20 protein-coding genes are annotated in these 26,135 nt (G+C 46.2%); 16 read left to right on the forward strand and 4 right to left on the reverse strand.

The window, feature by feature from the left end; all coding sequences use genetic code 11:
• Window positions 1-81: 81 nt before the first annotated feature.
• The 3 genes from CLV98_RS17270 to ligA all read right to left on the reverse strand — a co-directional run bounded on the left by CLV98_RS17270 (window position 82) and on the right by ligA (window position 4,357).
• The gene (locus tag CLV98_RS17270) at window positions 82-1,155 is read right to left on the reverse strand and encodes an aminotransferase class V-fold PLP-dependent enzyme (protein ID WP_109676206.1); all 1,074 of its coding nucleotides are present in this window, start codon (window positions 1,153-1,155) and stop codon (window positions 82-84) included.
• Window positions 1,156-1,231: 76 nt separating this feature from the next.
• On the reverse strand, window positions 1,232-2,122 hold the full coding sequence (gene dapA, locus CLV98_RS17275; RefSeq protein ID WP_211320057.1) for a 4-hydroxy-tetrahydrodipicolinate synthase: 891 nt from the start codon (window positions 2,120-2,122) through the stop codon (window positions 1,232-1,234).
• A 138-nt stretch (window positions 2,123-2,260) separates the two neighbouring features.
• Window positions 2,261-4,357, reverse strand: coding sequence for an NAD-dependent DNA ligase LigA (ligA, locus tag CLV98_RS17280; protein ID WP_109676208.1), 2,097 nt, complete (start codon window positions 4,355-4,357; stop codon window positions 2,261-2,263).
• Between the two features lie 323 nt (window positions 4,358-4,680).
• Here ligA and rpe point away from each other — a divergent pair, with 323 nt between their 5' ends.
• The 16 genes from rpe (at window position 4,681) to CLV98_RS17360 (ending at window position 25,227) form a co-directional block, all read left to right on the forward strand.
• The gene (gene rpe, locus CLV98_RS17285; protein ID WP_109676210.1) at window positions 4,681-5,337 is read left to right on the forward strand and encodes a ribulose-phosphate 3-epimerase; all 657 of its coding nucleotides are present in this window, start codon (window positions 4,681-4,683) and stop codon (window positions 5,335-5,337) included.
• On the forward strand, window positions 5,334-6,614 hold the full coding sequence (locus CLV98_RS17290) for an apiosidase-like domain-containing protein (protein ID WP_109676212.1): 1,281 nt from the start codon (window positions 5,334-5,336) through the stop codon (window positions 6,612-6,614). The genes rpe and CLV98_RS17290 overlap by 4 nt, the downstream gene beginning before the upstream one ends.
• Before the next feature lie 106 nt (window positions 6,615-6,720).
• Window positions 6,721-8,772, forward strand: a complete 2,052-nt coding sequence (locus CLV98_RS17295; RefSeq protein ID WP_109676214.1) for an OmpA family protein — start codon at window positions 6,721-6,723, stop codon at window positions 8,770-8,772.
• 173 nt (window positions 8,773-8,945) lie between these two features.
• A complete protein-coding gene (locus CLV98_RS17300; RefSeq protein ID WP_229203434.1) occupies window positions 8,946-10,745 on the forward strand; it encodes a glycosyltransferase family 39 protein in 1,800 nt (599 codons plus the stop codon).
• A 121-nt stretch (window positions 10,746-10,866) separates the two neighbouring features.
• Complete coding sequence (locus CLV98_RS17305; protein ID WP_109676218.1) at window positions 10,867-11,694, forward strand: transketolase; 828 nt, start codon at window positions 10,867-10,869, stop codon at window positions 11,692-11,694.
• A complete protein-coding gene (locus CLV98_RS17310; RefSeq protein ID WP_109676220.1) occupies window positions 11,687-13,681 on the forward strand; it encodes an NAD-dependent epimerase/dehydratase family protein in 1,995 nt (664 codons plus the stop codon). The genes CLV98_RS17305 and CLV98_RS17310 overlap by 8 nt, the downstream gene beginning before the upstream one ends.
• Window positions 13,678-14,598 (forward strand): transketolase family protein, encoded by a 921-nt coding sequence (locus tag CLV98_RS17315; protein ID WP_109676223.1) that lies wholly within the window; start codon window positions 13,678-13,680, stop codon window positions 14,596-14,598. Before CLV98_RS17310 ends, CLV98_RS17315 begins: the two co-directional genes overlap by 4 nt.
• Window positions 14,595-16,289 carry a glycosyltransferase family protein gene (locus CLV98_RS17320; RefSeq protein ID WP_109676225.1) on the forward strand — a complete coding sequence of 565 codons (1,695 nt, stop codon included), beginning with the start codon at window positions 14,595-14,597 and terminating at the stop codon, window positions 16,287-16,289. The genes CLV98_RS17315 and CLV98_RS17320 overlap by 4 nt, the downstream gene beginning before the upstream one ends.
• 2 nt (window positions 16,290-16,291) lie before the next feature.
• Window positions 16,292-17,401: an acyltransferase family protein gene (locus CLV98_RS17325; RefSeq protein WP_109676227.1), complete on the forward strand. Its 1,110-nt coding sequence runs from the start codon at window positions 16,292-16,294 to the stop codon at window positions 17,399-17,401.
• 73 nt (window positions 17,402-17,474) lie between these two features.
• On the forward strand, window positions 17,475-18,218 hold the full coding sequence (locus CLV98_RS17330; protein ID WP_109676229.1) for a glycosyltransferase family 2 protein: 744 nt from the start codon (window positions 17,475-17,477) through the stop codon (window positions 18,216-18,218).
• 28 nt (window positions 18,219-18,246) lie between these two features.
• A complete protein-coding gene (locus CLV98_RS17335) occupies window positions 18,247-20,910 on the forward strand; it encodes a hypothetical protein (protein WP_229203435.1) in 2,664 nt (887 codons plus the stop codon).
• A gap of 3 nt (window positions 20,911-20,913) precedes the next feature.
• Entirely contained in the window at window positions 20,914-21,951 is a 1,038-nt protein-coding gene (locus CLV98_RS17340) for an alginate O-acetyltransferase AlgX-related protein (RefSeq protein WP_109676233.1), read from the forward strand.
• Window positions 21,952-22,013: 62 nt separating this feature from the next.
• Window positions 22,014-22,859, forward strand: a complete 846-nt coding sequence (locus CLV98_RS17345; protein ID WP_109676235.1) for a bifunctional transcriptional activator/DNA repair enzyme AdaA — start codon at window positions 22,014-22,016, stop codon at window positions 22,857-22,859.
• 32 nt (window positions 22,860-22,891) lie between these two features.
• Complete coding sequence (locus CLV98_RS17350) at window positions 22,892-23,503, forward strand: alpha-ketoglutarate-dependent dioxygenase AlkB family protein (protein WP_109676237.1); 612 nt, start codon at window positions 22,892-22,894, stop codon at window positions 23,501-23,503.
• Window positions 23,504-23,717: 214 nt separating this feature from the next.
• Window positions 23,718-24,854: a DEAD/DEAH box helicase gene (locus CLV98_RS17355; protein WP_109676239.1), complete on the forward strand. Its 1,137-nt coding sequence runs from the start codon at window positions 23,718-23,720 to the stop codon at window positions 24,852-24,854.
• A 67-nt stretch (window positions 24,855-24,921) separates the two neighbouring features.
• Window positions 24,922-25,227: a rhodanese-like domain-containing protein gene (locus CLV98_RS17360; protein WP_109676241.1), complete on the forward strand. Its 306-nt coding sequence runs from the start codon at window positions 24,922-24,924 to the stop codon at window positions 25,225-25,227.
• A 56-nt stretch (window positions 25,228-25,283) separates the two neighbouring features.
• Here CLV98_RS17360 and dapF read toward each other — a convergent pair whose 3' ends face one another.
• Window positions 25,284-26,063 (reverse strand): diaminopimelate epimerase, encoded by a 780-nt coding sequence (dapF, locus tag CLV98_RS17365; protein ID WP_109676243.1) that lies wholly within the window; start codon window positions 26,061-26,063, stop codon window positions 25,284-25,286.
• Between the last annotated feature and the right edge of the window lie 72 nt (window positions 26,064-26,135).

Below are 26,135 nucleotides of genomic sequence, written 5' to 3' on the forward strand. Positions count from 1 at the left end.
GATATACAGGAATATAGGTAGTGAAAAAAGGAACAGATCACTTCCAAATAGCTGCCACTTCGTTATATAAGAAACTGAAAGCTATAAATTCCTACTCATTTTTTGAAACAAGGATATAAAAAACATCTTCAAGGTATGTATTTCCTGATCGGTAATGGCCGGAAAGTTGGCAATCCGAAAAGTAGACTCCTTCAAAGCTCCATAGCCATTGCCAAGAATAATCCCAGCCTCCCGGGCTTTCTTTTTTACTACCACTAGCTCTGCTGGCTCCATGGCTATGGTGAGTACCGTTGGCGACCTCAGCTCGGTAGATTCAATTACCAAATGAAGGCCTATAGAATCGAAAAAGGAATACAGATCGGCGGCCCTTTCCTCTAGCAACTTTGCCGAATGCTCTATGGGCTGGCGGTCGTGCATGACCTTACCCAGCAAGTATATTCCGAGCGTATTGGGCGTAAAGGGTGTTTGGAACTTTTGAAAATTTTCCCTGATAAAAACGAAACTGTTGTAATGATCGTATTCGTGAAGCGCTATGGCACGGCTTATAGCCGCTGGGCTTGCAACGAGCACAGCAAGTCCCGGAGCCAGTCCAAAGCATTTTTGAACGGAAGCGAACCATAAATCGGCCGTAGCCCAGGGTAGGTGTAAGCCAGCCATCGAGGAGGTGGCGTCCACGGCTATAAGGGCTTTGGATCGCTCACGTACATCGGCCAGAAACGTATCGGGCAACATAGTGCCATTGGAGGTCTCATTATGCGTCAGGCATAGGAGTCCGTCGGATGCGGGTAAGGTCAGACTTTCCAAGTCTGGCAGTGCTTCTGACTCGAAAGCATGGCTCAGGACTCCCTCATTAATGCGACCGTCGTATTCGGCCCATTTCTTCCCGAATGCGCCGTTATGGAGATGTAGGGCACCCTTATCGGTGAACGATTGGGCAATTATCTCCCAACATTCCGTGGCTGACGACACCAAAAATACCTCATAGCCCTCCGGTATTGCTAGCTTGGAGGCCACCATTGTCAGGGTTTCTTGCAGCATTTGCATAAACCCTTCGCTCCTATGGTTCTGGCTCAAAATACCTTCTTGGTACGCCTGCTGCATATAGGCGGCTACTTCTGGATAAATTTTCGATGGCCCTGGATAAAATGTAATCATACCTACCGAACAATAAGATTGTGTTGAATGCAAAAAAGGCTCCACAGAGCCTTTTTCTTAAAGATAATAACGGTTATCAAACGAAACCCTCTCGGATCATGGCCTTGGCCAATTTCTCCCCTAACTCCGGAGTGGCTTTCAACAAGGGCAAGCGTACCTCTGAGCGACATACCCCTTTGATCTCCAAACATCTCTTGATTCCGACGGGATTCGATTCTATATATAAAAGATCATCAAACTCTAAGAAGGCCAATTGAAGTTTGGCAGCGTCTTTAAAACGCCCTTCTAAAGCCTGCCATGTAAGCTCTACAAATTCTTTTGGAAAAGCATTGGCAATCACCGAAATGACCCCATGCCAGCCCACACTAATCATCGGCGTCACGAGGTTGTCGTCGCCCGCCAATAGTAAGAAATCGTCGGGAACTTGGTCGGCCAATTGCATGCTTTGCTCCAGGCTACCTCCAGCATCCTTAACCCCAATTATATTAGGGTGCTCCGCTAGTGTAACGATGGTTTCTACAGACATGTTAACGACCGTCCGTCCTGGTACATTATAAAGCAACACCGGCACAGGTGAAGCATCGGCAATAGCGGTAAAATGCGCTATAATACCCGCTTGGGTAGGTTTATTATAATAAGGGCATACCGACAAGATGGCGTCTATACCATCAAAACTTGTTTGAGCAATGGTGTCCAATACCGATTTGGTATAGTTTCCTCCTATACCATAAACAACCGGCAATGACTTATAATTATTGGCAATGGTAAAGTTGAGAATCTCCTCCTTCTCACGGGCCGTTACCGTTGGCGACTCCCCCGTAGTACCCTGTACCACCAGATAATCGACACGACCTTCCGAAACCAGGTCGATAAGATTCTTCAGTCCGGCATAATCTACTTCGTCTTTATCATCAAAAGGCGTAACGAGGGCCACTCCTACACCTTTGAAACGTTCATCCAATGGCATTATTCCAGTATTAAAGTTTGTTTATAATCCACAAAGTTAGTCAAGTATATGGTCAAAAATAGGCCCTAAAAGCCACTAGGCATGGTATTTTTAACAACCTGCTCAATATCAACAGTTTACATACTTAAAATTTCCACACTATTCGGCCTGCCCACCTAAAAGGGTTATAAATTCTTCTTCCGAAAGAATGGTAACCCCTAATTTTCTGGCTTTTTCTAGTTTGGCAGGGCCCATATTTGCTCCCGCCACGAGGTAGTTCAATTTTCCTGAGACTCCACTAAGTACCTTGCCTCCATTCGCTTCAATTTTAGTCTTCAGTACCTCCCTTTCGAAGTTTTGGAAAACACCAGAGATCACAAAGGTAGAGCCCGCTAGGCTATCCCCCTCCATTTCCACGACCACATCACCCGTTTCCATCTGTAAGCCCGCATGGCGCAGTCTACTGATCATCGCCTGGTTGTCTGGATTAGCAAAATATTCCAAAACACTGTTGGCAATACGTTCTCCGATTTCTGGTACGGCAATGAGCTGGTCGAAGTCTGCGACCATCAGTGCATCCATCGTTTTAAAATAACTACTCAGCTTTTCTGCTACTGTGGCCCCCACGAAGCGAATTCCTAAGGCAAACAGCACTTGCCTAAATGGTACCGACTTAGACCTATCGATTCCTTTTAAAATATTAGCAACGGTTTTTTCCCTGAAGCTAATTTTCTTGACCTTGCCTGTGTCCTCGTTTAAGATGCTTTTCTCCAACCCTAGGAGTTGCTCACCCGTCAAGGCATACAGGTCGGCAGGAGAACGTACCAATCCCACATCGTAAAGCAATTGAATTTTACCTTCGCCTAGGCTATCGATGTCCATGGCTTTGCGGTGGATAAAATGCTCTATACGCCCCTTTACCTGAGGAGGACAGGCGGTATCGTTAGGGCATACGAATGCTACCTCCCCTTCCTTCCTTACCAAGGGGGTATTGCATTCGGGACAATTAGTGGGAAATTCGATAGCCTCTGTCAGATAAAAATCACGCTGGGAAAAATCTACACCGGTTATTTTAGGGATTATTTCTCCACTTTTTTCCACAAAAACGGTGTCCCCTACCCGCACCTCAAGTCTTTCTAGCTCGTTGGCATTATGCAAAGTAGCCCTTTTAACCCGGGTTCCCGACAGGTGTACCCCCTTCACTTTTTTATAGGGCCAGTCGCGTTCACTGACGTCACACAGATTGGCCACTGGGGTCACTGCCCCGGTTCGGCCTACCTGGTAGTCGACGTACCGAAGGACGGCTGGCTTGTTTTCAGCCTTATATTTAAATGAAATGGCCCAGCGCGGGCTTTTTGCAGTAAAACCTAAGGTCCGCTGTTGCTCCAAGGAGTTCACTTTTATAACGATACCATCGGTGGCTAATGGGAGTTTGGTTCGTTCCGTTTCCCACTCATGGATATAGGCGATTACCTCGTCGATGGTCTGAACTTTTCGCCATCCAGGAGAGACCTTAAAGCCCCATTGCTGCAAGGCTTCCAGGCTTTCAGAATGCGTTGCGAAGGGCGACTCATCACTCATAAACGCATAAAGGTAGCAATCCAGTCCACGGCGGCCCGCTTCGGCAGAGTCCTGAAGCTTAAAGGAGCCCGAAGCCGCATTTCTTGGGTTGGCATAGGGGTTCTCTCCCAGTATATCCATTTGCTCATTAAGCTTGGCAAAAGAACTATAGGGCATAAAACCCTCCCCCCGTACTTCGAATATTTCTGGTATGCCCCCTTTCTTTACCTTAAGGGGTAAGCTCCTGATGGTCTTTACATTTTGGGTAATCTCGTCACCTTTAGTGCCATCGCCGCGGGTCACGCCTCTGACCAAAAGCCCCTCCTCATAGGTAAAACTAAGAGAAATACCATCGAACTTCAATTCACAAATATACTCGAAGGGTTCTCCATTCAGGCCCTTTCGTACCCTTTCGTCGAAGCTCCTAATCTCGGCTTCGTTATAGGTATTGTCCAGCGACAGCATCGGATAACGATGCTGAACCGTATTAAAATTTTTGGTAATGCTCCCTCCTACCCGATGGGTGGGGGAATCAGGGAAATTATAAGCAGGATATTGGGCTTCCAACTCCTTCAGTTGGGCTAATAACTGATCGAACTCAAAGTCGGGAATAGCCGAAACATGTTCCTGATAATACAATTGGTTGTATTGTTCGATCTTTTCGATTAAAGCTAATATCTGTTGTTCAGGCGACATGGTCTTGATGGTATTTATGGCAATTAACTGATCTTCAACCCATGAACCAAAAGGCCGGGGAATGTTTTCTGCAAAATTAAGATTATTTCTTTTGGAACATCGAGGAGATTCTTTTCTGACGCCTAAAAGCCCTGCCTACCGAAAAGGCTGTATGAATATGTAAAGCCCATCTTTCCGTTATAAAGCGCATCAAGGGAGCTGCTGTGTCTACACTAAAGTCGGGGCAAATGCCTCCGTATATTGGTTTCTTGCGGTCAACACACCCAATTTTGTCATAGAATTACTTATTTTTGGCCTCTGACACGTCAACATTAACTCCTAATATGCCAGAAATAGCCCCATCGATATTAGCCGCCGACTTTGCCAATTTGCAAAGGGACATAGAAATGCTCAATAAAAGTGAAGCAGCATGGATCCATGTTGATATTATGGACGGTATGTTTGTTCCAAATATCTCCTTCGGCCTGCCCGTATGTTCGGCAGCGAACCAACATGCTCGAAAACCATTGGATGTGCATTTGATGATCGAACAGCCTGATCGCTATTTAGCCGCTTTTGTAAAGGCAGGCGCTGCCTTAATTACGGTCCATTATGAGGCCTGTCTTCACCTACACAGCACCATTCAGCGTATCAAAGAACTAGGTGTAAAAGCGGGAGTGGCGCTCAATCCGCATACCCCCGTAGAGTTGCTTAAAGACATACTTGCCGATTTGGACCTGGTACTGGTCATGTCGGTAAACCCTGGATTCGGCGGGCAGAAATTCATTGAAAACACCTACAAAAAGGTGTTAAGGCTCGATGGGATGCGCAAGGCCCAAGGTCTTAACTTTATGATTGAAGTAGATGGTGGCGTCAACCTTGCGAATACTCCAAAATTGGTAGAGGCGGGGGTAGACTTGCTGGTGGCAGGAAGCTCTGTATTCTCTTCGGCCGACCCCTTGGCTACGATCAGACAACTCAGACAGGCCGCTCAAGTATGAGACGATGGATCATCTTCGGTGTCGTTCTGGCCTTCGGTATCACGGTAAGTGCCCCTTCGGTCGTGGCCCAGCGGGAGGATAAGCTCCCGATCAGGGCGAGTCAAGACGGCCAACATTTGCTGGATGCGCAAAACCAGCCTTATTTGATGGTAGCCGATGTTGCCTGGCAGCTACTTCGCAAACTCAGCCTGCAGGATGCCACCAAATACATGGACATTCGTAAGAGCCAGTCGTTCAATACCTTGATCGTCCAGGTATTGCCGATTCAACCCACCCAGCGGAACTTTTATAAGAAGACGGCTTTTCTGGGTACGGGAATAGCGGAGCCCAATACGTCCTATTTTACACATCTCAAAAACCTGGTTTCAGCGGCCGAAAAACGTCAACTGACCATGGCCCTGGTCGTCAACAGAACCAGTTGGAAAACACTCTTCCAATCGGCCCAACCCGACGAGATTCAAAAATATGCCACGTATCTGTGCGACTTGCTGGCAGGGAATAAAAATGTTATCTGGGTGCTGCAGCCCGAGGGAATTGCCAAAGAGTCCTTTCAAGTACTAGCAGAAGCATTCCGTAAGCAATCGCCAACCTTGATGGTAGGTTCTCTACGCGAAAAATATGCTGGGGAGCAAAATTTCGACGAAGGACAACTTAGCGATATCAATATCCTGGTGCCCGACTCTACCAATAGCTCCAGCGATTATAGTCAATTCCTTCGTAGCAAGGTCCAGGAAATGACCCAAAAGAAGGATAGCCGTCCTTTGCTATTGGCCAATTCGGTATATTCCAAAGAGCTCCTTGACCAGTCGGCCCAAATAAGGAAACAAGCCTTCGAAGCATTTATGGTGAGCGGCGCAGGATTTTGCCATCAGAGTACCATCAAAAATTTTAATTCGACCTGGGTTCAAAACATCCAACAGGATGGAGCAGAATATATTGAGAAGCTCGTAAAAGTACTCTATGGAGTACCCTGGGCCTTTCTAGAGACCGACTGGAACAGCAATCTGATTGTCGATTCTTTGGACAAAAGCGAAGTAGGTGTTAAATTGTTAAACAACAAAAGAATGGCCCTGCTCTACCTACCTGGCTCAAAAAATATAGAAATAGACCTCCACCCCATGACGGGAGCGAACTTCAGGGCGGTGTGGTACAGCCCACGTACGGGAAAAAGATGGTTTGGAGGCGGCTTGAGTACGGAAAAACAAATAACCTTAACTCCCCCGGAGACCAAGCCCGAATGGGACTGGCTGGTATTGATTGGCTCAGGATTAAATTAGTCCCGAAACCAATGATGACAGATATCTAGTAAATTAATTAACCAAAGAGATAACCAAGAGGATAGTCGCCGACAAGCCTATCAGTTACTTCGAAGGAATAGCTATAATGACACCAATTACGACCAGAGTACATCTAAAACTAAGCTATTTGCTGGTTTTTGCCTTCGTTCTTAAAACGGCCTTTGTCAAGGCTCAAGAAGTGGCATGGGCCAGTAAAATATTGGGATACTCCTCCGAGCTTCGGACCGAGGGAAGCGGCACGGGCTATCGAGCCATACAAATATTAGGAAAGCCCAATAAGCTTCCAGCCGTTGGCGATAGTCCAGTGGCCTGGTCGCCGGCACAGGCCGACCGCCACGAAGACGAATGGATTAAGGTCGGATTTGACGCCACTATGCCCTTAGAGCAAGTTGTAATCGCCGAAAATTTCCACCCTGGAGCCATTAGCAAGGTGTTCGCCTATGATAGCACGGGAAAAGAATACCTTATAGAAGAGCGTACACCTGGGGTGGTACAGCCCAAAGGAAGGATGTTTCGGATTTTCCCAAAACAAAAAGGGATTATTTGCAAGGCTATTAAGGTCGTACTTACCCCCTCGGCCGTTGCGGGGTATAACCAAATAGACGCGATTGGGATATCATCGGGCACTCAGCCTATTGAAGCAGAGATTGTTATTTCTGCCACCCATCAGCTCAAAGAAAAGAAAGAAAATCTGGGAGCTGCCATCAACAGTCCAGGTGTAGAAATAGCCCCGGTGATCGCTTCAGATGGGAAAACGCTCTTTTTTGCCCGTTCCGATCACCCTCAAAATTTGGGTTCCAGATACCGTCAAGACATATGGGAGTCGACTCTAAGGGCCGATGGAAATTGGGAAACCGCTACCAACCTGGGTCCGCCGCTCAATAATATAGGAGATAACGCTCTGACGAGTATTTCGGCTGACGGCAAAAAGATCTATTTAGTCAATAAGTATCTACCAGATGGAACCCTGGAATTCGGCTTTTCTTATTCTCTAAAAACGAGCACAGGATGGAGCTTCCCCAAAGAACTCATCATTCCGAGCTTGGGGTATAACCATAACCACGCTTCCCTGGAGATTACCGTCTCGCCTTTGGGCAATGTGCTGCTTATTTCGATAGAGCGACCCGACACCGAAGGAAAAAGAGATATTTATGTTTGTTTCTCCACCGGGGCTAATACCTGGACGGCGCCTATGAACATCGGCAAGACCATCAATACAGCGGCACATGAGGGCTCCCCTTTCTTGGCCCTGGACAATAAAACACTTTATTTTTCGTCAGAAGGACACAGCGGGTATGGTGACAGTGACCTCTTTGTCAGCCGCCGACTAGACGATACCTGGGTCAACTGGTCTGAACCTGAAAACCTCGGCAACCAGATCAATTCCCCTCGCTGGGAGGGCTATTTCAATGTGCCAGCTGACGGCAAATACGCCTACTTCTGTTCTTCAGACCAAAGTTTAGGAGAGATAGATATCTTCAGAATACCCCTTTCGGCCGAGCAGAAGCCCGAGCCAGTCGCCATGGCATCGGGAATGGTATACGACAAAAATACCAGTAAACCACTCCCTGCACATATTCAGGTGGTACGCGTATCGGACGACTCCACAGTTACGAGTGCCCTTTACGAGCCCGGAAACGGCAAATACCAAGTGTACTTACCGCTCAAAGAGACGTATAAAGTGATGGCGACACAGGAAGGTTACTTCGCAACGGTAGAGCCGCTGAACCTTTCAGAAGACTCTTTATACAGAGAGATTTCGCTAAATCTTTACCTGGCACCCATCGAAAAGGGACAACAAATAAGGCTGAGCAACACCATGTTCGCTCAAAGCAGTGCCGAGATAGACGCCAGTACCTATGAGGAACTCAATACGGTAGTGGAGCTGATGAAGACGCATAGCAGCATGAATATTTTGCTGGAAGGACATACGGATAATCAGGGGGACACCAACAAAAACATTCGCCTTTCCCAAGACCGAGTCGATGCGGTAAAAAAATACTTGGTAGCACAAGGTATTAATGCCAGCCGTATAAAAACGAAGGCTTGGGGTCCCTCTCGCCCTATCACCCATAACCTTACAGAAGAAGCCCGACAAAAGAACCGAAGGGTAGAATTCACCATCCTTGATCTATAAGTAACCAAGATCCATAATTATTTGCGTACTTTCGCCCAAAATAGCACCCATTACTACACCAGAATATATTTGCAACGAGCCTTTACGACTTGATGACTCTAACAAAACCAAAATCAACTGTTAATTCCTGGATCATACTCGCCCTTTTATTGGGCCTGGGATTCTTCTTACGAGTGTACAAATTAGATGCGTATAGCATATTCTTTGACGAAAAAAGTACCATGGTTATTAGCCAGGGAATCGTTCTCGAAGGAGCCAACCAAAAAGAGGTTTTTGCTACCAAAAAATTAACATCCCGAGCGTTTTGGAAGACGCCCACCTTGGACCATGCCCCTCGGACGGTACTCAGGTCATTTACCTATCAGGAGGTATTCGTTCCGAGGAGTTTTACCCCGGCAGAGTTTTGGTCCCCTAAAACCATAGCGGACTATTATGAGGCGATGACCCGTAGCGACATCGGCAACAGTCCGTTTTATTACTTACTGCTTCATTTCTGGCTCGACCTATTTGGCATGTCCGATTTTTCGGCGCGTTTTTTTTCAGTCCTTTTTAGTGTGGCTATCATAGCCCTCACCTTCGTATTTGGGAGACGTTTTTTCTCGGATCGGATCGGCCTCATAGCCGCAGGGGTAGTGGCCATTGAGCCATTTTTTATCGCTTATAGCCACCAAGCACGCAACTACTCCTTAACGTTTTTCCTGACCCTACTGGCTACCTATTACTTTTTACGCATCATCGAAGAAAAGGAACAGGGCCGCTGGCCGGTCTATTTGGGCTATATCCTGGCCGCTGGCCTCGCCCTATTATCCCATTTTCTGGTGATTACCGTTTTGCTAGCCCATGGCTTATATGCGGTATTTTTCCTGAGAAACCTTAAGGTCTGGCTGCGTATGGTTCTGGCCGCCCCCGCCGCACTTTCCGGGGTTACGTGGTGGCTAATCTATGGTGGTGGACAGTACACCTTGTATACCTTAAGTTACCAAGCCGACTTGTATAGAAGAATGGCCGAGACCAGACCCTTCGACAACCCCTTTGGCGCTTTGCCCGCAACATTCGATAACGTATTGAACAAATCGCTCCCCCTTTTTAGCGATATTTATTTATATACCAATGGCATGGCCGACGCCTTAGTGGGTAAGCGTAACCTGGTCATCTCAGTTTTGGTAGGAATAGCCCTGGTCATTTTCCATCGCTACAGCAAGAAAGTAACTACGAATATCCCTTCTAATAAATTATCTTTCAATTGGTTAAGTATCGCACCCTTCGTACTGATAGGCATGGCGATGTTGGTTTACACGCAAAGCCGATTGCAATTCAGCATCTTATCAGTAGCCATATTTTCCATTTCTCTGCTTGTCGACATTCATCGACAGGCCGATAATGCTCAGCGAAGCCGGCTCTGGCTGCTCTATTTTATGGGTTTTATCCCTACCCTTTTTCTTATCATAATGGCCTTTAAGAACGGCCACACCACTGGTATCACACAACGTTACTCGGGATTTTCCTTCCCTTATATCATTCTGATATTAAGTATGATTCTGGTATATGCAGCCTCCCTAAGGCTAGAATACCGCCTACTTATCTTTATGTTTTTGGGTATACAGCTATTTTTTGTTGGCAATCGACTCCGCGAATTCTATCAGGACCGTTCGGTTAAATATGGGTATTTTGCATCGCCTCGGGAGCCCAATCCATATATGGAAGCTGCCGAAGCCATTCAGAAAATGTATCAACCTGGCGATACGATCCTCTACCCGGCGGCAGATTTTCTGTTTCTATCAGAAATGGACCGGACCTTCTTACCCTATTCGGTACAGGACGCCCAGCTAACCAACCTGTATTTCCCTAAAGATGCCCAGTATCAACAACGCATGGATAACACGCAAGATGAAAGCATTTTACTACTCAAAAAAAATAAGTCTGAGCCAATTGTGATTAAGCGACTTAAAGGCCTTCGATATGGTTCAGAATAGCTTTTGACGGGAAATTAGGGATACCGAACAATAAGAATTTGTATATTGCGCACTTATTAGACCTAAAATGCTTGTTACTTTGTAATCGAGTTCTCAAATCGCATTGACACACCAAAAGGCCATGACTGCAGAAGAAATCGTACAGAACCCTGAAAGGCTCAGTGGGGAGTTAAGACTTAGGATACTTGGGTTATACCATAAGGCTCATGCCGGGCATATAGGCTGTTCGCTGAGCTGTATCGACCTAATGATCGCCGTTTTATTCCTTAATAAACACGATGATGATACCTTTATCCTATCGAAGGGACATGCCGCAGCGGCTCTATACGCCTGTCTGAATGAGCTGGGGGAGATTAGCGATGCCGAACTGGATACTTTCTATCAAGATGGAACCACTTTGCCGGCACATCCTGCCCCACGTCAATACAAAGGAATACCCTTTGCTACGGGCTCTTTGGGCCATGGACTACCCATTGCCACGGGCATAGCACATGCGGCCAAGGTGTCGGGCGACGGTAGCTATTCCTATGTACTCCTTTCCGATGGTGAAACCAATGAGGGCACCACTTGGGAAGCTGCCCATTATGCCATTCAAAATAGACTCGATAATTTGATAATGATTATCGATAAAAACGGATTGCAAGGCTTTGGCTCTACGCAGGATGTGTTGGGAGAAACCGCCTCTGTGGCCAAATGGGAGGCCATCGGTTTTGAAACGGTATCGGCCAACGGCCATGATATCCCCGCACTTCATGAGGCCATCCAAGAACTTAAAACACATAAAAACGGGCTCCCAAAAGTTATAATCGCCGATACAGTTAAAGGCAAGGGAGTTTCCTATATGGAAAACAGATTGGAATGGCATTATTTGCCCATGAACCAAGATCAGTACACCCAGGCCACTACCGAAGTAAAGGATCGATATTTTAATGAACTCACGAATGCTTGACCAATTACCGGTTTACCACGATAAGATAGAAAAATTAAAAGGACCTATATTTGTTTTTGGAGCGAGTGGGTTTATTGGCGCTAATCTTTTCAAAGATATATTTAAAATCAGGAAGGACTGCTACGCCCTTACGCACGATGCCACCAAAGCTTGGCGACTAAAATTACTGAATGTCCCCTTCGAAAATATCATTCATTGTGATATACTTTCGAATAATTCGGTGCAAGAGGTCTTCGAGAAATACAAGCCACAGACTATCTTCAATCTGGCAGCTTATGGGGCCTATTCCAAGCAAAGCAACGTAAATCTTACCTATGAAACCAACGTGCTAGGTACTGTAAACTTACTACAGAACTGCACGCCAGAGATGACCTATATCCATGCAGGGAGTAGCTCTGAGTATGGCTATAACTGCACCGCTCCCCAGGAAACAGACCGGGTGGAGCCCAATAGTCATTATGCGGTTTCTAAAGTATCAGCGGCATATCTGCTAGAATACTACGCCAAGGCACATCACCTAAAGACCTTAAACCTAAGGCTTTACTCCATTTATGGAGCCTGGGAAGAGCCCGACCGGCTGATGTCGAAGCTAATAGAATGTGCCCGGGCCAAGACCTTGCCTACTTTGGTATCTCCAGACATTAGTCGTGATTTTGTATTTATCGACGACTGTGTGGAGGCCTTTATAGACGCCGCCAATGGAATTGATAGCAAAACTTCTGGAAATTCGTACAATATAGCTACTGGCCTCAAAACCACCATTGGCGACCTGATCGAAACCACCCGCAAGACCTTCTCTATCGGGCAACAACCCGAATGGGGAAGCATGAACAACCGAAAGTGGGACCTTGCCGAATGGTACGGCAACCCCGAAGCCTTCCAACAGGACTTTGGATGGAAGGCCAGGACTCCGCTTGAAGTTGGACTTCAAAAAACATTGCAATGGCAGGAAAACATTGATTATGACCAAAGTGTAATCCCCGCCTTCCAAAACCCCAAACTGAACCCTGTCATTACGGCAATCATCGCTTGCTATAAGGACGCTCAGGCCATTCCATATATGTATCAACGACTGGTAAAAACCTTTAACCAGTTAAAAGTACGCTATGAGATCATTTTTGTCAACGACAACTCCCCTGACAACCAAGAGGAGGTGATCAATCAAATATGTGACAAAGATCCGAATGTAGTGGGTATCAGTCATTCCAGAAATTTTGGTTCTCAGTCGGCATTTTTGAGCGGTATGGAGATCGCCACCGGCGACTGTGTCGTCCTCATGGATGGCGACCTCCAGGATCCGCCAGAAATCATCCCTGATTTTTATGAAAAATGGATGGATGGGAATGATGTGGTTTATGGGGTTCGTGTTCAGCGCGAGATGAAGCCGCATATTCATTTCTTTTATAAGAGCTTTTACAAGATATTCCAAAGCTTAAGCTATATCCCTATCCCCCGCGATGCCGGCGATTTCTCGATGATCGACCGTAAGGTGGTGAAGGAACTCGTGGACCTACCCGAAACCGAACAGTTTTTGAGAGGACTTCGGGCCTGGGTAGGATTTAAACAAACGGGTGTTCCCTACGTTCGCCCCGAAAGGATGTTCGGAGTATCGACCAATAATTGGGCAAAAAACATATGGTGGGCCAAAAAAGCCATTTTCTCCTTTAGCTTTGCCCCGCTGGAGCTAATGAGTTATGCCGGATTTGCCCTCACGGGTCTGTCGATATTGGGAATAATTTGGCAGATTCTGGCTAAATTAATCTTCTTCCCCGATACCCCACAGGGGATCAGTACGGTCATAGTCCTCATCGTATTTTTCGGAGGCCTAACTATCCTGGGGATCTCCTTCTTGGGCGAGTACATCACCAAAATATTCGAGGAAACGAAGAAGCGGCCCAAGTACATTCGTACACGCATTCGCCGAGGAAGTAAATCATACAAAACGGCAGAAGAGATTCGCACACTCGTAAAACAATTACGGAAATGAGAAAAGAATTTTCAGCAAGTATAGAAAAACTCGCCCTAGAGGACGATTCTATCGTCTTTATTACTGGCGACTTGGGCTATAATGCCCTCGAAAACCTGCAGAGCACCCTCGGCCCTCGTTTTGTCAACGCTGGGGTAGCCGAGCAAAACATGGTGGGCGTTGCCGCTGGCTTTGCCCATAAGGGCTATAAGGTGTTTTGTTACAGCATCGCACCCTTTATCGTATATAGGTGTTTGGAGCAGTTCCGCAACGACGTGTGCTTCAATAACCTGCCGGTATTCCTGGTAGGCAACGGGGGTGGCTATGGCTATGGCATCATGGGCAGCAGCCACCATACCATCGAAGATCTGGCCTGCCTAAGTGGCCTTCAAAATGCTCAGGTCTGGACCCCGGCCTTTTCAGACGAAATAGATTCGGTTGTTACTCAGATCGTGAATGAAAAACGTCCGGCTTACCTTAGGCTAGGAGCCGGGAAAACGACGCCCAAAGAGGCCGTGACGATGGGCTCGTTTAAGCTGATCCATCAAAGCCCCACCGCCGACACGACCGTCTTTGCTTTAGGCCCTATTGCCAATAACGTGCTTGCCGCTCTGGATGCCTATCCCGAGCTCATGCCCAAAACCAATATTATATCGGCCTTAAGATTCCCCTTGCAGCTAACCGCCGAGCTTAAAGAGTTACTTCAAAAAACACCAAATATTGTAGTTGCCGAAGAACATATTGGAACTGGTGGCCTAGCTCAACAGTTGAGCGTTCAGCTGCTAGAAGCAGGTATCCCTATTCAGTCCTTTAAGAGCATCAAAGCCGAGGGGTACCCCAATTCAAGATATGGCAGCCAAGGCTACCATCAGAAGCTCTCTGGACTTGATGCTTCCTCAATAGCCCAAAGTATCCTGGCCATACCTACTTTGACATGAACAGGAATATTTCTACAATCATAGTCTTAATCCTGTTATTGATTCCATTGGTCGTATTTTTTATGGTATGGGACTACTATGCCATCAATATACCAAAATGGGACGATCACAGCCTTAAGGCCTTTATTGTAGAGATGACTAAGGCTGAACATTGGCAACAACAGTGGGTAGCCATTACCAAGCAGCATAACGAACACCGCATAGCCCTCACCAGGCTCATCGCTTGGGCAGACTATCAGCTGGCAGGGGCTCTGAACTATAGGCATCTGATGATAGCCGGAAATCTGCTCCTGCTAGCGGCATTCCCCCTATTTTTCACGATATTAAAGAGAAACAAGAAACCCTTGTTCGCCTTAGTACCTATTCCGTTTCTATGGCTTACCCTGGCCTTTTGGGAAAATATGTATTGGGGCATGGCCTCCGTCCAGAATTTTGGTGTGATTACCCTAGTACTATGGACTATCTATTGGGCTATCCAGCCTGGTAACGGTCTGTTTGCCCTTTCTTTGCTCATGGCCTGTCTCACCGTACTTACGAGTGGTAATGGCCTCATGGTCCTCCCCATAGTAGCCGTACTGTTGTTTTTGAGCCGAAAACCTCAACGGTTGGCCATATGGGTAGTTATGAGTGCTGGCGCTATTTTTTGCTATTTTTATTGGTATAACAGCAACGTCTCCAACCCCGCAACCAAGGCCGGCCTTTTTGACCTTCTAAAAGGTTATATGGCCTTTTTGGGGGCCTTTGCCGAATCGGTACCAGTACCCAACAGCTTTCAAGTATGTATTCTCGTAGGGTCGGCGCTTTTCCTGGTGGCGATTTCCATTACGCTGAACACCTTATACCGACTTTCCAAAAACAAGTATGGTAGCCGGAACGAAAAAATTTTAGACCTCTTTAGTTTAGGCGCCTTGATGTTTATCCTTGGTACTGCCGTAGTCGTCGTGTATTCAAGGGCTGGATTCGGCTTAGAGGGGCTTATTACCAGCCGTTTTAAAATCTATTCCGTCCTATTGCTCATTATAGCCTATTTGTATATTGTGGTGCCCATTCGGGGCAGTTTCCTTTGCCCATATATCTCGGCTATCACTTTAATGGCCGTGATTTTCAATATATTCAGTTATCATTTTCATTTGGTAGACGCCGTCAATCTGCGGAAGATGCTCTCCACCGATCAGTTTAACTGGACCTATACCAACAAGAAACTAGAGCTACCACCGGAAACAGATTTTGCCCAGACCATTATGGCCAAAACTCCCGTTAACTATACCCAATGGTTTGAGGCTATTAAGCTTGCCGACAAGCAAGGATATGCCGGGCCCACCCAAGGGCTATCGGCTTTGCTGAAAGAAATCTCATTTAAAGAATCTCCCCTAAATCTTCAGGTCAATAACGTTAACTTTACGAGCCAACGACTTCAAGACAGCGGGGTGTATATACTATTAAGTAACAAGGATCGATACTACGTATATCCTACTTATAGAACTCGGAACAGAAACCGCAAACAACTTTTCTTGAAACAATATTATTTCGCCCCAGGCTTCTATAGTGAAGTTCCATTTAACCAGCTCACAAAGGGCACGTACAAACTAGGAATTATCCGTCAAGAAGGAGATAAAATCGGAATCCTATTCCAAAATGAAACATTAAACGTTCCGGAAGTCAAGGTAGAAAAAATTGAGGTTAATTGGTAATTATGCGTGCAACACCACAAGGACATATCATTCAGCTAGATGGCATACGGTTTATCGCCGTCGCACTGGTATTAATCGACCACTGGTTCGCCGAGGTAAATATCATTCCTCTAGGCCCATTGGGGGTAACCATATTTTTTGTTTTAAGTGGATTCCTAATATCACGAATCCTACTTAAGAGCAAGGACAAGACCATAGACCAGCCCGGAGGTATGGGCCGGTATCTAAGTAAGTTTTTTATTCGGCGAACGATCCGCATTTTTCCGGTATATTACCTGAGCATCGCCTTACTTTTCATTTTTAATGTCCCTCCAGTTCGCGATACATGGCTATGGCTCGTCCTGTATGGTACCAACATCTACATCGCTATCAACCAACACTGGATGGGCGTGGTAGACCATTTCTGGTCCTTGGCCGTAGAAGAGCAGGTCTATATTTTTTTCCCATTTCTCATCTTTTTCGTCTCTCGCAATCGGCTAATCCCAGTCTTGGGGCTGATGGGACTATTTAGTGTATTGCTTCGCTTCTATTTCTTCTACACGGGCAAAGAATGGTTTGTTTCCTACGTAACCATGCCTGCCTGCCTGGACTCCTTTGCATTGGGAGGCCTGATGGCCTGGTTACAGCTTTACAAAAACGATTTGTTCCAAAAGCTTTTTAGCAGGTCATGGCCTGTGCTGGCTGGTGTAGTAGCCTGGTGTTTGCTACATTATTGGTCCAAGACCTACGGTACCACTTTGCATAATGTGGCCAATGTGGTATATGACCGATTGGTGTCCTCGGTATTCTGTTTCTTTCTGATAGGAAGGTCCGTAGTGGGGTTTGAAGGGGGTATGAAGGCCTTTCTCGAGCACAAGGTCAGTATCTATTTGGGAAAAATCAGTTATGGCTTATACCTTTATCATAACTTCGTATACAATCATTACCATAGCGGCCCCAACCACCCGACGGTACGGTTAATGAACAAAATATATGAGGTAATACCCAGCTTAAAAGGCTCGCTTCCCTTTGAAGCCCTCCTGTTTGCCATACTTACGGTTATGGTAGCATCGGTATCCTGGCATTTCTTCGAAAAACCAATTAATTCACTTAAAGATAAATACGCTAAGTAATTATAATTATTTGAATGGGTGGTATCCATTAATATTTACTAAATTCGCACAAACTTACCAAATCTATAATTGAATGTCGTTCCTTCTGAGTATAGTAATGCCTGCATACAATGAACAAGATTGTATTGAAAAAGTGGTATACAATTGGACTAACTTCCTTAGAGACAAGTTCCCCAATGATAACACGACCCTGATCGTTATCAACGATGGTTCCAAAGATAACACCCAAGTGTTGCTAGATAAACTTAAAGGGGAGGTATCGAACCTGACGGTTATTCATCAGAAAAACGGCGGTCATGGAAATGCCGTAGTGAATGGATACTTGGCGGCCCTAAAGCTGGGCTCTGAGTATGTTTTTCAAACCGACAGTGATGATCAATTCATTTCCGACGATTTTGATAAGCTATGGGCTAAGCGAAATGAATCGAATTTTATCCTTGGGTATCGCGAAGTCCGCCACGACGCTGGTGTAAGGTTGTTTATTACCAAGTTTTTGAGAGGAACGATATCTACCATTTATGGGACTTTTATCATGGATAGCAATATTCCATTCCGTCTCATTAAGGGGAGCTTCTTACAAAAGCTGATGGACCAACTTCCAAAGCCAGAGCCATTTGCTCCCAATATATTTTTATCGGTAATGGCCAAAAAATCAGGAGAAGAAACTTTTGATATACCCATTACCCACAAAGACCGGGAAACTGGCGAAGTGTCTATCGTAAAATGGAACCTGTGGAAAGTTTGTATCCGCAGCTTCAAAGAGCTGCTCAATTTCCGTATGGAGCTTAACAACAAGGTCAAAGCTATAAAAGCATAACAAGATCTCAGTGATTAAAAACAAATACTTGATTATCCTGTCAGCTGTCGTGATGATACTGGCAGGATATTTCCTATTTAAATGGTATAGAATTTCCTCCTCAGCCTGGAAGTACATCCCCTCCAGTGCCATAGTGGTGGTTTCTAGCGCTCATTTACAGGACTCCACTTACACACTCACAGAAACGAACCTGGACGTAAAGCGTCTGCCCTTAATCGACGTAGCCAGTGACAACCTATCGTCACTGAATCTGCTAACGACGGATGCCAAGAAGTTACAAAAGTTATTAGCTCAAAAGGAAATCACCTATTCATTTCATCCCCGTTCGGCTTCTGAATGGGGGGTGATCGTGTATGTCCCTTTGGAGCAAGCCTCCCTCCAGTGGCTGGAGCGCCCCGACAACCCTGCCATCAGGATGCGGCATCATACTTTTCAGGATAATCGCATCATGGATATTTACGACACGGGTTCGCATCCCTTGTTTTCATTTATCATCAAGGACAATTATCTGATCATCAGTTATTTCGGAGATCTGATTGAGGAAGTACTAAGGACCTCCACCCTAGGGGTACAAGGTCGTAACCTGAAATCAACTTTTTCTAAGACCGATCTCTCTACCGACGGCACTAAGGTATTTTTGACTCAGAACGCCTGGGAATCGGTGATTCCTAAACTGGGGGATCAACAACATTATACCCATTTCCTCAATAACTTCCCGTACTTCCAAAACTTTCATCTGGCTACCACCCAAGAGGGCCGCAACGTTTCTTTTACTTCGGAAGGCTCCCCAAGTCCTGATTACTATCTGACTCAACTATTCAAAAATGTGGGGTCCTTACCTTTTAAAGGGCACCAATATATATCGCAACAGACCGCCCAGCTGTATCGATATGCCACAGCCGACAAAGAACAGTTCCATCAAAATTATCTGGATTGGCACGAAAATGAAGATAGCGAGGCTTGGAAAAAGCTATATTATCATATTGGAAAAGAGCGCGAGCTTTTCCTAGAAAGCTTCGGATCTGAACTCATATTTTGTCAGCTAGAGCAGAATAACAGCCTGGTAGATGCCAAAATTCTTTTGGCCGAATTCAATCAGTATGACAAACTTCGGGTAGTTTTACAAAAGCTTGCCAAGCTGTCGAATGAGGAGACCAATGCCAGTCAAGGAAAATTCCAGGGTTATGATATTTTTGCCATTGGCGTTGAACAGATGCCACAAGCCCTCTTTGGCTCGGCTTTTACTGGTTTTACTAAGACCTACGTTACCTATGTAGCACCCTATTTGGTGATGAGCAATAACGCACAAGCATTGCAGAACTATTTGGTAGATTACGAGAATCATGTTACCTGGAAGCAAGCCCCCGACTACGACAGCCTGCTGGTGAACAGCACCAAAGAGTGCCAAATAGCCATGGTCGCCAACCTAAGAAAGCTCCAAGCCACTCCTGGCCGATCTCAGGGTAAAGTTTATGGAGATTTGCTGGCCAAAATTGAAACCATCGTGGTTGGTTGCCAGATAAACGGCCGCCAGGCGATCCCCTCTATAACGCTAATTCCCAAGAAACGAGCCACAGCGGCCAAGGTACTCAACAAAACCTTCCTGAATATCGACATCGAATGGCCTCAGCTTTACGACCAGCATTTAGCGGCTCTTCAAAACCCAGTAGACGGCACCTCCGAACTCCTGCTTACCGACCAGCATTATAATTTATTAAAGGTTGAAAACTTCAAAACCGGAAAAATCGAGAATATCATTCAACTCGACGGAAATTTGAAAACCGAATCTTTTAAAGTCGACTTCTTAAATATTGGCAGGCAACAACGAATCTTGGCTACGGACAAGTCCATTTATGCCATCGACCAGGACGATGACTCCGTCTATACCACCTTTAGAGAATCCCTCCCATTGGGCAAGGAAATAGCCGCCGTTTACCTCGTAGATGGTGGGCAAGACGGCAGTAACCGGTTTATTATTCGCAGCCAAACGGAAGAGCTTTATATCTGGGAAAGCGTTACCAGCCCATTAAAGAAACTCAGCCAAAGCGTGAAGTTCGAAAACATCCAAGGCCCCATTTTGGCACTCAATCAAATTGGTAATCGAGGATTTATCGTGAGCCAACGTAATGGAAAAATATTTTTATTAGGCGATACTGGGATGGTCAAAAGAGGGTTCCCCAGCGACCTACTCACCAGAACGGCTGGCCCATTCACCTGGACGCAGAATCATACCACTGGGCAGCCCGAATTATTGGGCGTGAGTATATCCGGTCAGCTGATCCGGATCAATTTGGCAGGAAAAATTGTTTCCAAAAAGCAGCTCTTACGCCCCCTACCCGGAGCGACCTTTAAAATTATTTTTGACAGAAATTCGCTAGACTGGGTTCTTACCCGTTCGACGGACTCAAGGACGGCTATCTTGGACCAAAATGGCAAAGAGCTCTTCGAGATCAAAGATATTATGCCCAATGCCGAAATTCAGTATCATTTTTTTGGCGCCGACAACCGATTTATCAGCATCAAGTCGGGGAGCTATACCACCTTGTTCGATCTGCAAGGTAACCGATTGGGCGACAAGGCCATCCCTTCTGAGTCGCCTATCCGAATCACCTATCAACCAGGCTATTACAAACTTTTGATTTTTAGCCACTCTGAGGAAAAAATTCAGATCTGGTCTATTAAATTGCGATAATCCATGAAATTGGCACGTTATATCTTCTTATTTATTTTTATAGGAATTTGGGCTATAGGCACCAGCACCGAGCTTACCAAATGGGCCGCGGAACCCGGATTGGTTCACGATAGCTATCGGTATGGGGACCTCTACCGGCTTTCCAACTTAAAGGACTTTAAAGATCCACGAATCCCTTGCCCGCCCTATCGGCCGATGGACTCTTATGGCACTACCAAGCCCGTCCATTTGTATATCGTAGGCGATAGCTTCACGGAAGCAGACCGGATTGGCCAGGGAAATTTTGCGGCTCAGCGTTACTTGTACACCCATTGGAGCCAGACCCTACATATAAAGCCCGACACCACTGCTATCAACATTCTCATTTTGGAAACGGTAGAAAGGCATTTTAGGGAGAAATTCACCCATCATCCCATCCAAAATATCTTGCCCGATTCGGCAACTTTTGTGGGTGCATACCCCAATACCCCCATGAATCGGCTCGACGACCTATTCAGGGCCTCTAGCACCGAAGGTCGCCTAGACCAATTATTGTTTCAAAACAGCCTTTTCTTAACTTTAAAAGAGTGGAAGGCCCAATTTAACCTTCGGGTGTTTGGTAGGACCACCCCTGAAGTAACCTTGGTAAACCAGGGAGAAGATATTGTCTATTATATGGATACGGATACTCCGAATATCACCTCCTCTTTCACCGACCTGTCCCAAGCAGAGGTAGACTCCATAGTGGGCCATCTCAACGAATCGAAAGCGCTATTAGAGAAAATGGGGTTTGATAGGGTCATACTTTCGGTAATCCCCAATAAAGTATCGGTACTGATGCCCACGTATGGGGACTACAACCAGCTGATCACAAGGACGGTACAGCACCCACTATTGCAGATGGAGGCTATAGATGTGCTAGAGGACTTCCGGAAATCTCCAGAAAATCCCTATCTAAAAGGCGACTCCCACTGGACTTGCCAAGGCCAAAAGATATGGGTCGACAAAGCCAACCAATATATATATTCTTGGGTCCATGAACCCGCTCAGGACGGATCTTAGCAAGTTTCGGGTTTCTATAGCCATAGCAATCCAGTAGATTTGTAGTATAAAAACCATGTACGATGAGTCTCCAGCAAAACATAGATTATCAAAGGATCGCCCTGGCAATTGATTACATTCAAGATCATTTCCAAAGACAACCATCTCTGGATGAAATAGCGGCTCATGTCCACCTTAGCCCCTATCATTTCCAACGGTTGTTTACAGAATGGGCTGGAGTTAGTCCTAAAAAATTCTTGCAGTACATCAGCCTTTCGCATGCCAAAAAGGTCCTGAGTAAAGGCCAGGCAACGCTTTTTGATGCAGTAGAGGCCTCAGGTCTATCCGGAACGGGCCGTCTACACGACCTATTCGTACGAATAGAAGCCATGACACCCGGGGAATATAAAAACGGAGGTCTAAACTTAAAGATTACCTATAGCCATGTTGATAGTCCTTTTGGTCAACTCTTTGTAGCCTCCACCGAAAAAGGAATATGCCAAATCAGTTTTTCAGACAGCCTAGCCGACGGCCTTCACAAGCTCAACCACCTTTTTCCTAATGCCCAGCTGCTGACTGCCGCTCCAGGATTTCACGATACCGTGCAATCCTTCTTCAGATTAGACGTTCAAAACTTACCTCAGATAAAACTCCATCTTAAAGGGACCGCATTTCAACTTCAAGTATGGCAGGCCTTACTTCAGATCCCTGTTGGTGAGCTAGATACTTATGGTGGTATGGCGCGGCAAATGCATAAACCCGGCGCTTCGAGGGCGGTTGGCACGGCTATTGGTAGCAATCCCATTGCCTATCTTATTCCCTGTCACCGGGTAATCCAGGCTACAGGGCTAGTAGGAGGCTACCGCTGGGGCCCCACTCGTAAACAAGCCATCCTTGGCTGGGAGGCTGCTTCTCGGTTCGGACAGTAAAAGCTTACGGAATTCACTATTTACGACACTTCATGAATCTATTCAATCAGGATGCCATCCCCAACCTACTGCCCTATGAGGGCACCGTTTTGCATTATGGCCTGATCATACCCTCTCAGGAGGCCCAATGGTACTACCAGCGCCTGCTCGAAACGATCCTCTGGAAGCACGACGAAGCAGTCATGTTTGGAAAACATATCACTACCAAGCGTATGGTAGCTTGGTACGGAGACCTCCCCTTCGACTACACCTATTCCAAAACCACCAAAACCTCCTTGCCATGGACGCCGGAGCTGTTGTCACTCAAACAACGCGTTGAAGAATTGACGGAATGCCATTATAATTCCTGTTTGCTCAATCTTTACCATGACGGGAGCGAAGGAATGAGTTGGCACAGCGACGATGAGAAGGCCTTGGCACACCATAGCGCTATTGCATCCCTAAGCTTTGGTGCGGCCCGTAAGTTCGCCTTCAAACACAAAGTTACCAAGCAATACATTACAACGATTTTAGAAAGTGGAAGCCTAATCGTGATGAAAGACGATACACAGCAGAACTGGTGGCACCGCCTACCCCCTACCAAGCTCGTCAAACATCCCCGAATTAACCTTACCTTTCGGACCATGGACGTAAAAAAAACCTGAGTCAACATGGCGGCTTAAAGAGGGCTTTTGTAGTCTATAAAAATATCTGCTTTATTTTTAGTAATTTTGGACTTACTTGCAACTTCGCATGTACATAGGAAAGCAGATTGAACTAGATTGAAAGCTTCCCTGTTTACTTACAGGCTGCAAAGCCAAAATCAATATTACCGCGGGCCTAGGATTCATACAGAATGAGGCCCTTTAAAAAACACAAATGACATTTCAGGAATTAGAACTCATTGAGCCAATTTCAAAAGCGCTCCAAGAAGAAGGATACACTACACCAACCCCGATTCAACAACAAGCCATCCCCTTAATTTTAAAGAAAAACGACTTGCTAGGCTGTGCCCAGACGGGAACTGGAAAAACTGCAGCCTTCGCCATACCTATTTTGCAAATTCTGACCGAAACACCCGTACCAAGGGGGGAAAAAAGCCGGATACGTTGCCTAATTATGACCCCTACCCGGGAGCTCGCTATTCAGATTGGCGAGAGTTTTAGCGCATACGGTCGGCATACGAAGATCCGCCATACGGTTATATTCGGTGGCGTAGGCCAGAAACCACAAACGGATGCCTTATCCCGCGGAGTAGATGTGTTGGTGGCCACTCCTGGCCGTTTGCTTGATCTTATTAACCAAGGATTCATTAAACTGAACCAGTTGGAGCTTTTTGTATTGGATGAAGCCGACCGGATGTTGGACATGGGCTTCGTTCATGATGTTAAGAAGGTACTCAAACTATTGCCTAAAAAGAGACAATCTCTATTTTTCTCGGCCACCATGCCACCTGCCATCGTAACGCTGGCCGATAGCATCCTATCGAACCCTTCGAAGGTGGAGGTAACGCCAGTTTCTTCTACTGCCGATACGATCCGTCAAACGGTATTCCATGTCAACAAATCGGACAAAAATGCCTTATTGCTGCATATATTGGAAGATCAAGCCATAGCCACCGCTTTGGTATTTACCAGAACCAAGCATGGAGCCGATAAAGTGGTGAAGGTACTGAGGAAGGCCGGAGTAACCTCGGAAGCTATCCATGGCAACAAGTCGCAGAGTGCGCGACAAAATGCCCTGAAAAACTTCAAAGCCCAAACCACCCGAGTATTGGTAGCCACCGATATCGCTGCCAGAGGGATAGACGTAGATGCTTTGACCCATGTGATCAACTACGAAATCCCGAATATTCCCGAAACGTACGTACACCGCATAGGCCGTACTGGCCGGGCCGGTGCCAAAGGAATTGCCCTGTCATTCTGCGATGTAGAAGAAAAAACCTACTTGAGGGATATTCACAAACTCATTTCGAAAAATATTCCGGTAGAAAGAGACCACCCATTTTCGAGATAAATGATACTAAAATAGAAAATCCGCAGCCGTAAATGCTGCGGATTTTCTATAATTCTCCCAGAGAATCATGATTAAGAATACTTACACCGATATTTCCTTGGCTGAAATGAAGTCTTTGATGCTTCAACCCAATACCCTAGTAGTCGACGTACGCGAGCCTTGGGAGTTTGAGGAATTTAATGATGGGGGTATCAATATACCCTTATCTGAAATCCGCAACCAGCGCGACCGACTCGAACCATATGAGCGCATCGTGGTGGTGTGCACCAACGGCGTTCGCAGTAAGATAGCCGCTATGGACTACTGCCGGGTGGAAGCCTGGTTGGACAAGGCCATTTACCACGTTAAAGGGGGACTACTAGAGGCCCAATAAGCTAAAGACTTCCAGAAAACATATTGCTAAGAGCCTTCCTAAAAAAACAGAGCCTCTCAAATTTCCACTTGCCCTTCAAATACCCTCTGCGCAGGACCACTCAGACAAATATTCTGAAAGCCCTCGCCTCCGTTCGCTTCAAAGGCCACCTCAAGCTTACCACCCAAGGTATCGACGGCGATAGGGCTCGCCCATCCATGATGCAAATGAGCAGACAGCGCACCGGCCGTTACCCCTGTACCACAGGAATAAGTCTCGTCTTCGACCCCGCGCTCATAAGTCCGTATCGCCAGATGATTGGGAGCTTTCAATTCTATAAAATTGACATTGGTACCACCCAGAGGTCCAAATTCTTCTCCATAACGTATCGCTTTGCCGAGCGTTACCACCTCCGTATTGGCTACGCTGTCGACGTAAGCAACATAATGCGGCGAACCGGTGTTCATAAAGTCGTACCCTACGGCCTGGGTCACCTCGGTAACTGGCGACATGTTCAGGTGGATAATATCGCCCCGAACGGCTGCCTGATGAGGGCCATCCACAGCAATGAAAGTAGCCTCTTCGGCGAACAACCCTAAGTCATGAGCGAACCGAACGGCACAACGCCCCCCATTTCCACACATGCTTCCTTCTCCTCCGTCCGAATTAAAGTATACCATTCGAAAATCGTAACCCTCAGCTTTCCGTATTAGGATCAACCCATCGGCTCCAATTCCGAAACGTCGGTGACACAAATGGGCTATCAAGGCTTTGTCGATAGGAAAAGATTCCTGACGATCGTCTACCATGACGAAATCATTGCCTGTTCCCTGATATTTGAAAAAAGATAAATTCATTATTAAAAAATATTATTTCTGTAAAAACCATTCTTTTGGCTCCTAGAGTTCCCACTGCCATCCTATAAACAG

It is taken from the genome of Dyadobacter jejuensis (genome assembly GCF_003149085.1).
Lineage (GTDB): Bacteria > Bacteroidota > Bacteroidia > Cytophagales > Spirosomataceae > Dyadobacter > Dyadobacter jejuensis.

What these genes read in the sequence shown, in the direction of transcription:
- CLV98_RS17290 (WP_109676212.1), top strand. Translation starts at nt 5,334, where the DNA reads ATGAGACGATGGATCATCTTCGGTGTCGTTCTGGCCTTCGGTATCACG.
- CLV98_RS17295 (WP_109676214.1), top strand. Translation starts at nt 6,721, where the DNA reads ATGACACCAATTACGACCAGAGTACATCTAAAACTAAGCTATTTGCTG.
- CLV98_RS17305 (WP_109676218.1), top strand. Translation starts at nt 10,867, where the DNA reads ATGACTGCAGAAGAAATCGTACAGAACCCTGAAAGGCTCAGTGGGGAG.
- CLV98_RS17270 (WP_109676206.1), bottom strand. Translation starts at nt 1,155, where the DNA reads ATGATTACATTTTATCCAGGGCCATCGAAAATTTATCCAGAAGTAGCC.
- CLV98_RS17360 (WP_109676241.1), top strand. Translation starts at nt 24,922, where the DNA reads ATGATTAAGAATACTTACACCGATATTTCCTTGGCTGAAATGAAGTCT.
- CLV98_RS17315 (WP_109676223.1), top strand. Translation starts at nt 13,678, where the DNA reads ATGAGAAAAGAATTTTCAGCAAGTATAGAAAAACTCGCCCTAGAGGAC.
- CLV98_RS17355 (WP_109676239.1), top strand. Translation starts at nt 23,718, where the DNA reads ATGACATTTCAGGAATTAGAACTCATTGAGCCAATTTCAAAAGCGCTC.
- CLV98_RS17350 (WP_109676237.1), top strand. Translation starts at nt 22,892, where the DNA reads ATGAATCTATTCAATCAGGATGCCATCCCCAACCTACTGCCCTATGAG.
- CLV98_RS17320 (WP_109676225.1), top strand. Translation starts at nt 14,595, where the DNA reads ATGAACAGGAATATTTCTACAATCATAGTCTTAATCCTGTTATTGATT.
- dapF (WP_109676243.1), bottom strand. Translation starts at nt 26,063, where the DNA reads ATGAATTTATCTTTTTTCAAATATCAGGGAACAGGCAATGATTTCGTC.
- ligA (WP_109676208.1), bottom strand. Translation starts at nt 4,357, where the DNA reads ATGTCGCCTGAACAACAGATATTAGCTTTAATCGAAAAGATCGAACAA.
- CLV98_RS17310 (WP_109676220.1), top strand. Translation starts at nt 11,687, where the DNA reads ATGCTTGACCAATTACCGGTTTACCACGATAAGATAGAAAAATTAAAA.
- rpe (WP_109676210.1), top strand. Translation starts at nt 4,681, where the DNA reads ATGCCAGAAATAGCCCCATCGATATTAGCCGCCGACTTTGCCAATTTG.
- CLV98_RS17345 (WP_109676235.1), top strand. Translation starts at nt 22,014, where the DNA reads ATGAGTCTCCAGCAAAACATAGATTATCAAAGGATCGCCCTGGCAATT.
- CLV98_RS17325 (WP_109676227.1), top strand. Translation starts at nt 16,292, where the DNA reads ATGCGTGCAACACCACAAGGACATATCATTCAGCTAGATGGCATACGG.
- CLV98_RS17340 (WP_109676233.1), top strand. Translation starts at nt 20,914, where the DNA reads ATGAAATTGGCACGTTATATCTTCTTATTTATTTTTATAGGAATTTGG.
- dapA (WP_211320057.1), bottom strand. Translation starts at nt 2,122, where the DNA reads ATGCCATTGGATGAACGTTTCAAAGGTGTAGGAGTGGCCCTCGTTACG.
- CLV98_RS17330 (WP_109676229.1), top strand. Translation starts at nt 17,475, where the DNA reads ATGTCGTTCCTTCTGAGTATAGTAATGCCTGCATACAATGAACAAGAT.